At 67.8% G+C, this 14,247-nt stretch carries 15 protein-coding genes; 10 read left to right on the top strand and 5 right to left on the bottom strand.

Annotated features, from left to right (window positions below):
* On the bottom strand, positions 1-303 hold the full coding sequence (locus WYM_RS08690; RefSeq protein ID WP_019180445.1) for an urease subunit gamma: 303 nt from the start codon (positions 301-303) through the stop codon (positions 1-3).
* A gap of 441 nt (positions 304-744) precedes the next feature.
* Here WYM_RS08690 and urtA point away from each other — a divergent pair, with 441 nt between their 5' ends.
* The 8 genes from urtA to WYM_RS08650 all read left to right on the top strand — a co-directional run bounded on the left by urtA (position 745) and on the right by WYM_RS08650 (position 8,682).
* Positions 745-2,052 (top strand): urea ABC transporter substrate-binding protein, encoded by a 1,308-nt coding sequence (gene urtA / locus WYM_RS08685; RefSeq protein ID WP_019180444.1) that lies wholly within the window; start codon positions 745-747, stop codon positions 2,050-2,052.
* 81 nt (positions 2,053-2,133) lie between these two features.
* Complete coding sequence (gene urtB / locus WYM_RS08680; protein ID WP_019180443.1) at positions 2,134-3,018, top strand: urea ABC transporter permease subunit UrtB; 885 nt, start codon at positions 2,134-2,136, stop codon at positions 3,016-3,018.
* Positions 3,015-4,124, top strand: a complete 1,110-nt coding sequence (urtC, locus tag WYM_RS08675; protein WP_019180442.1) for an urea ABC transporter permease subunit UrtC — start codon at positions 3,015-3,017, stop codon at positions 4,122-4,124. The genes urtB and urtC overlap by 4 nt, the downstream gene beginning before the upstream one ends.
* Positions 4,121-4,969, top strand: coding sequence for an urea ABC transporter ATP-binding protein UrtD (urtD, locus tag WYM_RS08670; RefSeq protein ID WP_019180441.1), 849 nt, complete (start codon positions 4,121-4,123; stop codon positions 4,967-4,969). Before urtC ends, urtD begins: the two co-directional genes overlap by 4 nt.
* Positions 4,932-5,657, top strand: coding sequence for an ATP-binding cassette domain-containing protein (locus WYM_RS08665; RefSeq protein WP_237739364.1), 726 nt, complete (start codon positions 4,932-4,934; stop codon positions 5,655-5,657). The genes urtD and WYM_RS08665 overlap by 38 nt, the downstream gene beginning before the upstream one ends.
* A gap of 138 nt (positions 5,658-5,795) precedes the next feature.
* Positions 5,796-7,502, top strand: coding sequence for a purine-cytosine permease family protein (locus WYM_RS08660; protein WP_192813730.1), 1,707 nt, complete (start codon positions 5,796-5,798; stop codon positions 7,500-7,502).
* On the top strand, positions 7,502-8,095 hold the full coding sequence (locus WYM_RS08655; RefSeq protein ID WP_019180438.1) for a TetR/AcrR family transcriptional regulator: 594 nt from the start codon (positions 7,502-7,504) through the stop codon (positions 8,093-8,095). The genes WYM_RS08660 and WYM_RS08655 overlap by 1 nt, the downstream gene beginning before the upstream one ends.
* Positions 8,096-8,103: 8 nt before the next feature.
* Positions 8,104-8,682: a TetR/AcrR family transcriptional regulator gene (locus WYM_RS08650; protein WP_157525024.1), complete on the top strand. Its 579-nt coding sequence runs from the start codon at positions 8,104-8,106 to the stop codon at positions 8,680-8,682.
* Here the strand turns inward: WYM_RS08650 and WYM_RS08645 are convergent.
* The gene (locus WYM_RS08645) at positions 8,668-10,281 is read right to left on the bottom strand and encodes a cytochrome b (protein WP_237739362.1); all 1,614 of its coding nucleotides are present in this window, start codon (positions 10,279-10,281) and stop codon (positions 8,668-8,670) included. The two genes, WYM_RS08650 and WYM_RS08645, sit on opposite strands and share 15 nt — an antisense overlap.
* 126 nt (positions 10,282-10,407) lie before the next feature.
* Between WYM_RS08645 and dcd the strand changes: the two genes are divergently transcribed.
* Positions 10,408-11,013, top strand: coding sequence for a dCTP deaminase (gene dcd / locus WYM_RS08640; protein ID WP_019180435.1), 606 nt, complete (start codon positions 10,408-10,410; stop codon positions 11,011-11,013).
* A gap of 55 nt (positions 11,014-11,068) precedes the next feature.
* Here dcd and WYM_RS21085 read toward each other — a convergent pair whose 3' ends face one another.
* Genes WYM_RS21085 through WYM_RS08625 form a run of 3 tightly spaced genes read right to left on the bottom strand, consistent with a single transcriptional unit; the run spans position 11,069 to position 13,530 of the window.
* Positions 11,069-11,989 (bottom strand): hypothetical protein, encoded by a 921-nt coding sequence (locus WYM_RS21085; RefSeq protein ID WP_019180434.1) that lies wholly within the window; start codon positions 11,987-11,989, stop codon positions 11,069-11,071.
* Between the two features lie 49 nt (positions 11,990-12,038).
* Positions 12,039-13,037, bottom strand: coding sequence for a magnesium and cobalt transport protein CorA (locus WYM_RS08630; protein ID WP_019180433.1), 999 nt, complete (start codon positions 13,035-13,037; stop codon positions 12,039-12,041).
* A gap of 52 nt (positions 13,038-13,089) precedes the next feature.
* Positions 13,090-13,530, bottom strand: coding sequence for an ester cyclase (locus WYM_RS08625; protein ID WP_040569206.1), 441 nt, complete (start codon positions 13,528-13,530; stop codon positions 13,090-13,092).
* A gap of 91 nt (positions 13,531-13,621) precedes the next feature.
* Here WYM_RS08625 and WYM_RS08620 point away from each other — a divergent pair, with 91 nt between their 5' ends.
* On the top strand, positions 13,622-14,245 hold the full coding sequence (locus WYM_RS08620; protein WP_019180431.1) for a TetR/AcrR family transcriptional regulator: 624 nt from the start codon (positions 13,622-13,624) through the stop codon (positions 14,243-14,245).
* Positions 14,246-14,247: the final 2 nt, after the last annotated feature.

Raw genomic sequence — 14,247 nt, 5'->3', positions numbered from 1 at the left:
TCAGTCGATCGGGTGGTGGACGGTGACCAGCTTGCGGCCATCGGGGAACGTCGCCTCGACCTGCACGTCGGCGATCATCTCGGGGACGCCGGGCATTACCTGATCGCGCCGCAGGACGGTTCGCCCCTCCTGCATCAGCTCTGCCACACCACGACCCTCTCTGGCCCGCTCGATGACCCAGCACGACAGGAGAGCGACCGTCTCGGGGTGATTGAGGAGAACGCCCCTCTCGAGCCGGTCGCGGGCGACCATCGCAGCGACCGTGAGCAGGAGCTTCTCGGTTTCGGCGGGAGTGAAGTGCATTTCGTCCTCCGACGGGTGATGTCAGAAGTGTGCCATAGCGGGCGGCATCGACCGGTGGCCGTGACGGCCTGGCTCGCGCCTGCGACGTGGCTGTCCCCGGAAATACGGGCCAAGACCGCCGTCGGCCGTTCGACGATTTACAGAACCGGAACAATCGAGAAATGTCAGAGCAATGTCACGGTCTCATGCTGGCAACTACCGCAGCAGTCGGCGATCACCTTCCGCCGATCCATCACCGGCACGCGAGGCCCGAACCATCCGGCATCCAGACGCACCACCGGCCCACTCCCTGCTCCACAACTGATCACCGGATCAGCTCTCCGCCGCGTTCCCGGCACGCCTCCTCGGGCGTGCCCGGCGATGAGTGCCTTCGGTGTGCCTGCGGACCGCACCATCGACCCGAGAACGCACCACCCTGCATCACACAGAAACGGAGTCCCCATGACATCGACACGGACACGAAGGGCGCGCGGCCTGCTGGCCATCCCCGCCCTCGCGGCGGCGACGGCCCTCATTCTCGCCGGTTGCGGTTCCCGCGCCGGCGACGCCTCCACTCCGACCGGATCCAGTGCCGCCGCGTCCGAGAGCTGCATCGACACCTCCGGCGACACGATCAAGCTCGGCTTCCTCAACTCCCTGACCGGAGGCATGGCCATCTCGGAGCAGACCGTCTCGAACGTTCTGCACATGGCGGCCGACGAGATCAACGCGGACGGCGGCATCCTCGGCAAGCAGATCGAGTACATCCAGGAAGACGGCGCCACCGACTGGCCGACCTTCGCGGAGAAGACCGAGAAGCTGCTCACCCAGGACTGCGTCGCCGCCATCTTCGGCGGGTGGACCTCCTCGTCGCGCAAGGCGGTCAAGCCGGTCGTCGAGGAGCACAACGGTCTCTTCTTCTACCCGGTGCAGTACGAGGGTCTCGAGTCGTCGCCGAACATCTACTACACCGGCGCGACCACCAACCAGCAGATCATCCCCGCGATGGACTATCTCGCCTCTCAGGGCGTGGAGACGCTCTTCCTCGCCGGCTCGGACTACGTGTTCCCCCGCACCGCGAACGCCATCATCAAGCTCTACGCCGCCGAACTCGGCATCGAGATCGTCGGTGAGGAGTACGTGCCGCTCGACAAGGACGACTGGACCACCCAGGTCTCGAAGATCGTCGCGGCCGACCCCGACTTCGTCTTCAACACGATCAACGGCTCGTCGAATGTCGGCTTCATCAAGGCCTACTACGACGCCGGGCTCACCCCGGAGACGACCCCCATCATCTCGGTGTCGATCGCCGAGGAGGAGGCGCCGGCCATGGGGCACGAGGTCACGGGCAACTACGCGTCGTGGAACTACTTCCAGTCGCTCGAGACCCCGAACAACCCCGGCTTCATCGAGCGCTGGCAGGCCTACCCCGATAGCAGCGGAGTGACCTCCGACCCGATGGAGGCCGCCTACATCTCGCTGTACCTCTACAAGGCTCTGGCCGAGGCGGCCGGCTCGTTCGAGGTGGACGAGATCAACGCCGCCGCCGCGGCAGGCGGAATCACGGTGGACGCGCCGGAGGGCGTGGTCACGCTGGACGGCGAGAACCACCACATCTCGAAGCCCGGCAACATCGGCAGGATCAACGCCGACAACCAGTTCGACATCGTCTGGTCGTCCGACGGCTTCATCGAACCGGATCCGTACCTCGAGGGCTACGACTGGTTCCCGGCCGATGTCCGCGACGCGCTGGTGGCCGCCGCCGGCTGAGCCGCCGAGTGCGGGTCCCGCGCCGAGCGCTCGGGGCCCGCACTCCCCTCCCAATCCTCACCGCATAGAGAGCGACAGCACGTGGATGCACTCTTACCGCCGCTTCTGAACGGCACCGCGCTGGGTGCCCTTCTGCTGCTCGCGGCGCTCGGGCTCACCCTCACCTTCGGTCAGATGGGGGTGATCAACATGGCGCACGGGGAGTTCATCATGGCGGGCGCCTTCATCGCCTACCTGACCCAGCTCTTCGTCAGCTCCAGCAACATCTCGATCCTCCTGGCGCTGCCGCTCGCGTTCCTCGGTGCCGGCCTCCTCGGCCTCCTGCTCGAGGTCACCCTCATCCAATGGATGTATCGACGGCCACTCGACACGCTGCTGGTCACGGTCGGGGTGGCGCTCATCCTGCAGCAGATCGCGTTGCAGATCTTCCCGGCCCAGGGGGTCCCGGTCGAGGCCCCCGGATGGCTCGACGGCCAGATCAACGTCCTCGGCTACGCGTGGCCCCTTCGCCAGCTGTTCACCATCGTTCTCGCAGCCCTGTGCCTGGTCGCCCTGGCCGCCTGGCTGAAGTACTCGTCTTTCGGACGCCGGATCCGAGCGACCGTCCAGAACCGCGATCTGGCCGAGACCAGCGGCATCCCCACGCGCATCGTCGACCGGATCACCTTCTTCGTCGGATCCGGCCTCGCCGGAATCGCCGGCGTCGCCGCGTCCCTCATCGGGGGCACCAACTCTCAGATGGGCACGCAGTACATCATCCCGGCCTTCCTCGTCGTCGTCGCGGGCGGGGTCGGCCAGATCAAGGGCACTGTCATCGCCGCGTGGGCTCTGGGAATCGCGCTGTCGTTCTTCGCCGACTGGACGACCGGGAGCATGGCGCAAGTGCTCGCCTTCGTGCTCGTGGTCGTGTTCCTGCAATTTCGTCCACAGGGCCTCTTCACGGTCCGCACCCGGGGGTTGACATGACGAAACTCAAACCGTGGCTTCCGCTCATCGGCATCGCGGTGTTCGCCGTGCTGCTGCTGGTCGTCGCTCCGGCCTTCCTCTCCATGCACTGGCTCAACAACCTCGGCAAATACTGCTGCTGGGCGATCGCGGCGGTGGGGATCGGTCTGGCCTGGGGCCGGGGCGGAATGCTGGTCCTCGGTCAAGGGGTGTTCTTCGGCCTCGGCGCCTACGCCATGGCGATGCACCTCACGCTCGAGGGCACGGCGCCCGGCGGCCTTCCGGTCTTCATGATCCTGTACGACCCGTCGGCATCGCTTCCGCCCTTCTGGGAGCCGTTCCGCAGCGACGCCTTCACACTGGCGGCCATCGTGCTGCTCCCGGTGATCGTCGCGGGGGTTCTCGGCTACGCCCTGTTCAAGCGCCGGGTCAAGGGCGCGTACTTCGCCATCCTCTCGCAGGCGCTCGCTGTCGCGCTCGCCGTCCTGATCAGCTCGACGATCCGCGAGACCGGTGGCGACACCGGGCTGAGCGACTTCAAGTACTTCTTCGGGTTCGTCCTGAACGATGACGCGAACAAGGTCATGGTCTTCATGATCGCCGCCGCGCTGCTGATCGTGTGCCTGCTGGTCGTGTGGCAGCTCAACCGCAGCCGCTTCGGTGAACTGCTGATAGCAACCCGGGACGCGGAGGAGCGGGTGCGGTTTCTGGGCTACGACCCGGCGAACATCAAGCTGGTCGCCTACGTCGTCGCGGCGCTGATGGCCAGCATCGCGGGAGCGATGTTCGTGCCCATCGTGGGAATCATCACGCCCGCCGAGATCGGCGCCTCAGCCTCGATCCTGATGATCGCTGGTGTGGCGCTGGGCGGGCGTGCCTCACTGTTCGGTCCCGCTCTCGGAGCGATGGCGATCGGATGGGGTCAGTCGAGCCTCGGTTCCAGCTGGCCCGACGGGTGGATCTACATCCTCGGCCTGATCTTCATCCTCGTGACGCTCTTCCTTCCGATGGGCTTGTCGTCGCTGTTCAGCAAGGCCAGGAGCGCGCTATGGCGTCCACGCAACTCTTCCCTCACCGCCCCCGCCGTCCCCGCCTCGGCGCCGGTGCTCGAGGAGGTGAAGAAGTGACCGCGGCCACCGATTCACTCGTCGTCACGGATCTGCGTGTGGAGTTCGATGGATTCGTCGCCGTCGGCGGGGTCTCGTTCGACGCCCATCCCGGAGAGGTCCGATTCCTCATCGGACCCAACGGTGCCGGCAAGACGACCTGCATCGACGCGATCACGGGTCTGTCCAAGGGTTCCGGCTCTGTGAAGCTCGGCGACCAGGAGCTCCTGGGCAAGGCGGTCAACAAGATCGTCCGGCTCGGCGTTGGGCGCACCTTCCAGACCGCGACCGTCTTCGAACAGCTGTCGGTCCTGCAGAACCTCGACATCGCAGCGGGGCTCCACCGCTCGTCGTTCTCGCTGCTGCGTGCCCGGCGTGGCGTGGATCCTGCGATCGAGCGAGCGCTGGAAGAGACGGGACTCAGCGGCGAGCGTGAGACGCCGGCGGGAATCCTGTCGCACGGTCAGAAGCAATGGCTGGAGATCGGCATGATGCTCGTCCAGGAGCCTCGCGCGCTCCTGCTCGACGAGCCGGTCGCGGGGATGAGCCAGGACGAACGCACCGCCACGGGCGAGCTGCTGCAGCGCATCGCCCAGCGCCGGATCGTGCTGGTCGTCGAGCACGACATGGACTTCATGCGCCGGTACGCCTCGCGCGTCACCGTCCTGCATCAGGGCAAGGTGCTCTCGGAGGGCACCGTGGCGCAGGTGCAGGCCGACCCGAAAGTGCAGGAGGTCTACCTCGGCACGGCCGGTGCAGCCACCACGGCCGCCATGCTGGTCGTGGCCGACGCGGGCGCGGACGAGACGACCGCGGTGACGGATGCCGATGCCGACGTCGCTCTTTCCCAGGGAACGGGGGCCTGAGGTGCTCGAGCTGAACGACATCCACGCCGGCTACGGCCGCACGCTCGTGCTGCACGGTGTGACGCTGCCCCGCTCGGATACGGTGGTCGCCGTCCTCGGTCACAACGGCGCCGGCAAGTCGACGCTGCTGCGCGTGGCCATCGGACTCATCAAACCTCGCAGCGGCCACGTGATCTTCGACGGCGAGGACGTCACCTCGCTGCCGCCCAACAAACGCGTGGCGCGCGGAATGGCCTATGTGCCGCAGGGTCAGCAGTCGTTCTCACAGCTCACGACGATGGAGAACCTGCAGCTCGTGGCCGATGGCAGAAGAAGAGGCAAGGCGCTCATCGATCAGCAGCTGGCACGGTTCCCCGCCCTGGAGAAGTTCGCGACGCGCAAGGCCGGTCTGCTCTCGGGCGGCCAGCGGCAACAGCTCGCGATCGCGCGCGCGCTCATCACCGAGCCGAAGATGCTCATCCTCGACGAGCCGACCGAGGGCATCCAGCCCACGATCGTCGCCGAGATCGAGCACACCGTGATGCAGCTCGCGCACGAAGGCCTCTCGGTGCTGCTCGTCGAGCAGCACATCGGCTTCGCCCTCGAAGCCGCCGACAAGTACCTCGTGCTGGCGAGCGGCTTCGCGTCGAGCACGGGCGAGGGCGGAGCATCCGCCGCCGAGGGGGTGCGGCTCGCGATGGCGATCTAGCAGCCGGGGTCCCTCGCGAACCTCGAGCCGGACGGCTGCACAGAACGCTGTCTGCACGCAATGCGACTGAAACATGGTGCGGCGACAATGGGCCGGACGTGCGAGGCGCAGGGAGTGCGACGTGAGGTGCGGTTCACCGTGAGCAGGGCAGACAACGCGCGGGCAGCCGCCGAGGACAGCCTCGAGGACTATGCCTTCCGCTACGTCCCACGCACGTTCCGGCGCTGGAGCGCCGGGTCCGTCGGGGTCACCGCCCTCGGCTCGATCGCGTTCCTCGCCGACTTCTCCATCGGCGCGAGTGTCGGGATCGAGCACGGCACGAACAACGCCGTGCTCGGCATCCTGCTCGCGTCGGCCATCATCTTCATCGTCGGGCTGCCGATCGCGTATTACGCGGCGCGCTACAACCTCGACCTGGATCTCATCGCCCGAGGGTCGGGCTTCGGCTACTACGGCTCATCGATCACGACGGTGATCTTCGCCGGATTCACCTGCATCTTCTTCGCGCTCGAGGGTGCGATCATGGCGCAGGGGCTGCATATCGCCATCGGCATCCCGCTGTGGATCGGGTATCTCATCTCGACCGTCGTGGTCATCCCGATCGTGATCTACGGGATGCGCGCGCTCGAGCGTCTGCAGTTCTGGACGACGCCGTTGTGGCTCGCCCTCGCCCTGCTCCCCCTTCTCTGGGTGATCGTCTCCGATCCCGGTGCGGTCAGCGCCTTCGTCTCGTTCACGGGCGCCTCCGACGGCGACGTCAGCTTCGGTGCCATCGTCGCCAGCGCGGCGGTCTGCTTCGCGCTCACCCCGCAGCTGGCCGAGCAGATCGACGTGATCCGGGCGATGCCGCCGCGGACGAGGGCGAATCGACGGTCGTGGTGGGCGTCACTGCTCTTCGCCGGGCCCGGGTGGGTGCTGTTCAGTGGCGTGAAGCAGATCCTCGGCGTGTTCCTCGCCGTCTACCTCATCACGCGCGTCGATCCCGACCTGGGAGCGCGAGCGGCGGAGCCGGTGCGCCAATTCATCGCGCTCTACGAATCGATCATGCCCCCGTGGCTCGCGGTCGGGCTGGCGCTGATCCTCGTCGTCGTCGCTCAGGTGAAGATCAACGTCACCAACGCCTACTCGGGATCGCTCGCCTGGTCGAACGTCTACACCCGGCTGACGAAGACGTACCCCGGCAGGTCGATCTTCATCTTCTTCAACCTCGGCATCGCGCTGTGGTTGATGTGGATGGACGTCTTCAGCCTCATCAGCTTCGTGCTCAGCCTCTACGCGAATGTCGTGATGGCGTGGCTGGTCACGATCGCCGCCGACATCGTCATCAACAAGCATGTGCTGCGCATCGCACCGATCTACCCCGAGTTCCGGCGCGGCATGCTCTACGACTGGAACCCGGTGGGCCTGACATCGGTAGGGTTGGCGTCGTTCCTCTCGATCGCGGCGTTCGCCGGGCTGTTCGGCGAAGCACTGCGACCGTTCTCGGTGCTGATCGCCATCGGGGCCGCGGCCATCACCACCCCGCTCGCGGCGCTCGCCACCCGCGGTCGCTACTACCTCCGCCGGCGCACGGACGGGATCGCCTCCCCGATCCTCGACGTGGACGGCAATCCCTCGGGGGAGCGCCTTCGCTGCCACGTCACTGGCTACACGTTCGAGCGCCCGGATATGCTGGCCTCGGCCGAGCGCGGAGCTCTGGGGGAGACGCAGTATGTCTCGTCGCTCGCGCTGACGCTCGACGGTTCCGACCGTTACATGCTGCCTGCCGAGCCCGCGCCGTGGCCGGGGATGCCGACAGGATGGACCTCGGACGAGACCAGGCGGTCGAAGGGAAGGGGCGGATGATGGCCGATGCGGCCGACACTCCCACGGCGATCCTCGCGAGCGTCGCCGCGGCGCTGCGCGAGAGTCCGTTCGACGACATCACGTACCGCAGCCTGGGTGACGCCGTCGGCGTCTCGGAGCGCACGATCTACCGTCACTACCCCACGAGGTCGCATCTGCTGGAGGGTGTGGCGGGGTGGATCGAGTCGACGCAGTTTCCGCTGCCGCCCTTCGTCACGATCCGCCAGTTCGAGAATGCGGCGCGCGCTCGGTTTGTGGCCTTCGACGCGTCGCCGGCATTCGCATTCGTGTGCGCGCGCGCGGCATCCATCTCGCCGACAGCCGAGCCGGAACCCACGTTCTTCACCCGAGCGCTGGTGGCGATGCTGGCCACGAACCATCCGTCGCTGAATGACAGGGACCTCCGCCGGGTGGCGGCCGCCTTGCGCTATTTCGCGTCCGCCCCGTTCTGGGCTCGGATGCGGACGGGTTTCGAGATGAGCGCGCCCGAGATCGCGGACGTCTTCGAGCGCACTGTCGCACAGGTCCTGGGAGACCTGATCGCGAGCACGCCCGTCGACATGGACGGCCCGTCGCAGCAGAGCCGGAGGTGACGACTCCCGTGGCCGAATCCGACGCGCCGGCGACGAGCGACGTCAGCAGAACTCAAGAGGCGATCCTCGCCGCCTACACCGAGCTGATCGAAGAGCTGGGCACGGACGACGTGTCGTTTCGGCTCATCGCACGACGGGCGGGCGTCGGCGAGCGCACTGTGTTCCGCAACTACGCGACGAGGGTCGACCTGCTCCTCGCAACGGCGGCGTGGATCGAGAGCAGGATCTTCCCGCGGGACGACGCCCCCAGCATCTTCGATATGCCGCTCACGATCAGGGCCGCGATGGAGTCGTACGATCTTCGACCGGAGCTGGCTCATGTGGTGGCCGAGACGACGATGCGGGGGATCAGCGGTGCGGCGCCCAGCCCACGACGGGCGATGCTCGAGCAGATGATCGACGCCGAGATCCCTTCGCTGGGCGATGCCGAGCGCCGGTCCATCGTGGCGGCGCTGGCCCACCTCGACTCGGCGGCGACATGGGTCACCTATCGCCGGGAGATGAGGATGAACCGCAGCGACATCGCCGACGCCGCCGCATGGGCGGCGGAGGCAGTTCTGGATCCGATCCGCTCACGCGTCGGCTGAAACGCCGAGGGTCGCGACGGCCTCCTGCTGCTCCTCGGCGGATGCCGCCGCTCGGAGCGGTGCGGCCGGCAGCTCGATGCGGTCCTCGAAGAAGAAGCGCGACAGGCGCACCTGCGCGCGCTGCACCATTCCGACGCCCCCGTCGTGGTCGGGGTGAAGCTCCAGGGGCCGCGGCGGGTCGACGACGACGAGCCGTGCGCGCTCCTGCTCGCCGAGCGGCTGATGCCTCTCGACGTACTCGCCTCCGGGCAACCGGACGATGCGCCCCGTCTCGTACCCGTGCAGGAGCAGCTCCCGGTCCTTTCGCTGGAGCGCGAGACAGACCCGCTTGGCGACGGAGTATCCGAGCGCCGGCGCTGTGAGCAGCGCGATCTGGAAGAAGCCGATCACGTGCTCCAGAGCGACGAAGAAGTGGGTGGCGATGAGGTCCGCGCTGGCGGCGCCCCACAGGACGCCGTAGAACAGCATGCCCGCGATCCCGATGCCGGTGCGGGTGGGCTGGTTCCTCGGCCGGTCGAGCAGATGATGCTCTCGGCGGTCGCCGCCGGCCCACTCCTCGATGAAGGGGTAGACGAGCACGGCGAGGAGGTAGGCGGTGACGACGGCCAGGGGCAGGATGATGGCGAGCGTCCAGGTGCGGTCGAGCCACACCACCTCCCAGCCGGGCGGGACCAGCCGCAGCGCGCCGTCGAGAAAGCCGGTGTACCAGTCGGGCTGGCTGCCGGCGGACGCGTCGCCGGGCGAGGCCGGGCCGTACAGCCAGATCGGGTTCACCGTGACGGTGGCCGAGATGAGGACGATCAGCCCCGCCACGCTCATGAAGAGCCCGCCGGCGCGCGTCGCTGCCACCGGAAAGAGCGGGACCCCGACGACGTTGCTCTCCATTCGCCCGAATCCGGGGAACTGCGGCGGCGGCTGCCGCCACCCAGCGAACCCGCGCAGGGCCACGAGCACGATGAGGATGGCGGGGACGACAGCCGCATGAACCGGATAGAGGTGCTCGATGATCTCGCCGGGGTACTGCCCGCCGAAGAGCAGGAACGACACCTGCGTGCCGATGAAGGGGATGCCGATGGCGACCCCTTCGGTGATGCGCACGCCCGTGCCCGAGAGCATGTCGTCGGGAAGCGCATAGCCGCTCCAGCCGCCTACGAGACTCACGACGAAGATGAGGAAGAGGAGCACCCACAGGCCCCGCCGCGGCCGGCGGAAGGCGCCGGTGAAGAACGCGGCCAGCAGCTGCACGACGATGGCCGCCGGAAGGAGCAGCGCGGCCCAGTGATGCGCCTGCCGGATCAGGAGGCCGCCGGGGACGTCGAAGCTGATCCGCATGGTCGAGTCCAAGGCCTTCGAGACCGTGGCGCCGTGGAGAGGCCCGTAGCTTCCCGCGTAGGTCGTCGTGTCGCTCGATGGCGTGTAGAAGAACATCAGCATCAGACCCGTGACGATCACGACGACCAGGCAGGCGACCGTGACGACCCCGAACAGGTTCGACCAGTGGGTGGGCACCACGCGTCGCCGCAGCGCGCTCTCCATCTCGCCCACCCGCCAGCCGAAGACCGTCGCACCGCGAAGCCGCGCGCTGAGGCGATCGGTCACCGAGGTTCCGCCGCGGCGCCCGCCGGGTCGAGTCACGGTCGTACGCACTGCTCCTCCTCACTCGCCTGTAGATACGACGCCGCGGGCACGTGATTTGTGACAGGAACGCCCCGATAGGCTGGCCGGGTGCTGCTGAGCGACCGCGATATCCGACTCGAGATCGAGGCAGGGCGCATCGGGCTCGACCCGTGGGACCCCGCGATGGTGCAGCCCTCGAGCGTCGACGTGCGCCTCGACCGGTACTTCCGCCTGTTCGACAATCACAAGTACCCCTACATCGACCCGGCGGAGGACCAGCCCGAGCTGACGCGGCTGATCGAGGTCACACCCGACGAGCCGTTCATCCTCCACCCCGGAGAGTTCGCGCTGGGCTCGACGTTCGAGCTCGTCTCGCTTCCCGACGATGTCGCCGCCCGCCTCGAGGGCAAGTCCTCGCTCGGACGTCTCGGCCTGTTGACCCACTCCACCGCCGGGTTCATCGACCCGGGATTCTCGGGTCACGTCACCCTCGAGCTGTCGAACGTGGCGACGCTCCCCATCAAGCTCTGGCCCGGTATGAAGATCGGCCAGGTCTGCTACTTCCGGCTCTCGTCGCCCAGCGAGAACCCGTACGGCTCGGGCCCCTACGGCAATCGCTATCAGGGCCAGCGGGGACCGACGGCATCCCGCTCGTTCCAGAACTTCCACCGCACCGACGTGGGCTCACGAGACGCCGGGGCGCTCGGAGGCTGACGACGAGCGGATGCCGCACCCCGCCGCCAGAACGGTGGCCCGGGTGAGGTCGGTGCTACGGCTCCTCGGCGTAGACGTGCACCAGCCCGTCGCGCAGCACGAACTGCAGCGCCGTGCCCTCGGCGAACCTCTCGCGCAGCTCCTCCGGCCCACGCTCCGACACCAGAAGAGCGGCGGTGGGCGGGAAGCCGCCGGCCGCGCATCCGATCGTCGACATGAACCCCTGTCCGCCCGACTCGACGATGTACAGGCACTCCATGCCCTCGCCCGAGCCCCACCGCTGCGGCATCTGGACGGCGGTGAGGCCGAAATAGTCCTCGTAGAGCCGCGCGCCGTCGGGAGGCTCGCCCATCACGTTGTTCGGCCAGCCCTCGAGGTCGGTCTGCTGCAGCACCGCGACGCGCCCTTGGGCCTGCGTCGACCACACCGCGGCAGCGAGGCCGACCACCGCGACGACAGCGATCGCACCCATCCAGGCCACCGCCCGTCGCGTGCGCCACCACGGGCGCGATCGCGTGGTCGCGGCCTCTCCGACGGTCGGGGCATCGCCGGGACCTTCGGGCGCGGCATCGCTCACTCGGCTCGCCTGTGGATCCGCGTCATCGGGCGTGAGGTCGGCGGCGCCGGGGCGGGTGCGAGCGCGCGTGCCGTAAGCCCGATCCTCGGGGCTGTCGTCGGCCTCCTCGTCCGCGGCCGCGCGTTCGGCCGCGGCGTCGACGAAGGCGCCCAGGGACGGTGCTCCGCCCGCGCTGACCGCGGACGCAGCGAACGCGGGCGGTGCGGCATCCGTCACCATCGCGTCAGCCGGATCGAGGTCGACTTGCCGTGCCCCCGGCACCGCGGCCGTGGCGGACCGGGCGTCGTTCTCGAGCTCTCGCAGCCGCTCGAGCGCCGCGGGATCGCCGTCGATGTCGGCGTCCGGCCCGTACGCTCGCGCGCGAAGGGTCTGCAGCTCGTCGTCGAGTCCGTCAGGCATCTTTCCCCCTCCTCACATGATGCCTCTTGTTGAGGGGGTGGGAGGCGGGTCAGAGCCAGTGATGCCGCTTGAAGACGATGTAGAGCGTCGCCGACGTCGCGGCCATGAGCGCCAGCGCCATCGGGTAGCCCCACGGCCAGTCGAGCTCGGGCATGTACGTGAAGTTCATGCCGTAGATCGTGCCGACGAGCGTCGGGCCGAAGAGGATCGCGGCCCAGCCCGAGATCTTCTTGACCTGATCGTTCTGCGTGAGCGCCGTCTCGGTCTGGCGCTGCGTGACCAGCGTGGCGTTCACCGTCAGCGCGTTCTCGAGGATCGTGCGGAACGACGAGAGCCGTTCGTTCACCCGCAGTGTGTGGTCGAGCACGTCGCGCAGCGACCGCTGCAGCTCGATGTCGACGGCGTACTTGTCAGCCCCGCGAAGCAGTCCGTCGAGCATGCCCGCGAGCGGCTCGGTCGCGCGCTGGAACGAGATGACCTCCGACGACAGCTCGTAGATCCGGCGGGAGAGGCTGCGGTCGGTGTCGCCGAAGAGGACGTCCTCGATCTCGTCGATGTCGTTGCGCACGCCGTCGGCCACCGGCTCGTACTCGTCGACGACCTCGTCCAGGATCGCGTAGAGCACCGCCTCCGGCCCGAGCGCGAGCAGGTCGGGCTGCCCCTCGAGGCGACGACGCACCCGGGCGAGGTTGGGTGATTCGGCATGCCGGATCGTCACGACGAAGTCCGGCCCCACGAACACGTGCAGCTCGCCGAACTCGACTGTCTCGGTCTCGTCGATGTAGCGCGCGGGGCGGAGGACGGCGAACAGGATGTCGCCGTATCGCTCGAGCTTCGCCCGCTGATGTCCGCTCAGCGCATCCTCGACGCTGAGCGCGTGCAGCGAGAACTCCGCGGCGACCTGCGCGATCTCGTCGGGCGTGGGCCGGAACAGACCGATCCATGCAACGCCGCCCTGGGCGCGCATGTACTCGAACGTCTGCTCCAGGCTCGCGGGGTTCGTGATCCGCTTGCCGTCCACGTAGACGGCGTTGTCGATGATCGGCACCCGCTCAGTCTGACGGATGCCGCGGCCTCGGCCGTTCTCCGCTCCGGCGGCGTCAGGTCATCAGGCGTTCGAGCTGCCCGGTCTGGACGAGGATCGCGAATCGATCCGGCACGCCCCAGTGCTCGACGATCTTGCCGTCGCGGACCGTTGCGACATCGATCACTGTGAAATGGACGCGCGCGTCGCTCGGTGCTCCGATGAAGGGACCGGTGTTGGTGCCCATTCCCTCGGCCCGGATCCAGACCGTCGGTCCGACCTGTGCGACATCCGCGATCGTGAAGCGCAGGTCGGGCATCGCCGCATGCACGGTGACGATCCCGCGCTTGATCTTCTCGATCGCCGTCGGCCCTACTCCCGCCAGCCCGAACTGGTGCTCGATCACGTCGGGGGAGCAGAGCTCGTCGACGATATCGGGGTTTCCTGCCGCGAAGCCTTCGTGCAGCATCCGTTCGATCACGGCCGCCTCTGGCGAAAGGGTTGAGGGGTTCTCCATTTTCGTCCTCCTTGGTCGTCGTCTTTGATGACATAGAGTGTGCACTCACTGCAGTGATACTGCAGTGGATGCAGTGACTAGTCTCGACCTCATGAGTGAGAGCGTCAAGAGCCCCGGTTCGACGTACCGCCAGGTTCAGGCGGAGGCGACCCGGGTGCGGATCGCCGACGCCGCGCAGCTCCTCTTCGCACGGGATGGCTACGGAGCGACGAGCATGGAGGGCATCGCGAAGGAGGCCGGAGTCGGAACGCGCACCGTGTACGCGGCGTTCGCGGCGAAGCGCGAGATCCTCTCCGCGATCTGCGAGCGCTGGCTCGAGCGGGCGCGCGCTCGAGAGCTCGCGCGCGAGGTGCTTGAGGTAGCGGACCCGACGGAGCGCATCCGCCAGTCGGCGGGCTGGCTCACCACGCTGTATTCGACGGATTTCGACGTCGTCCGGATTCTCGACTCTGCATTGGACGAGGATCAGGCGACGCGCGATCTGCTCCACGCCAAGCTCCGCGGCCGCAACCGGGTCATGGACAGGCTGATCGCGTCGGTCGAGTCACAGCTGTCCGTGCCGGTCGACGAGGCCCAGTCGATCTTCCGGGCATACGCGGCTGCCGGTGTCTACGGCGAGCTGGTCGTCCATACCGGCTGGTCTCCGGCCCGGTTCAAGGAATGGCTTGCCGACACGCTCATCTTCCAGCTGACCGGCCCAACCCCGTCGCCCTGATC

The organism is Microbacterium yannicii PS01 (genome assembly GCF_000304335.1).
GTDB lineage: Bacteria > Actinomycetota > Actinomycetes > Actinomycetales > Microbacteriaceae > Microbacterium > Microbacterium yannicii_A.
Note: the sequence above shows the minus strand (reverse complement) of the source record. Positions and strands in the feature narration are given on the sequence as shown.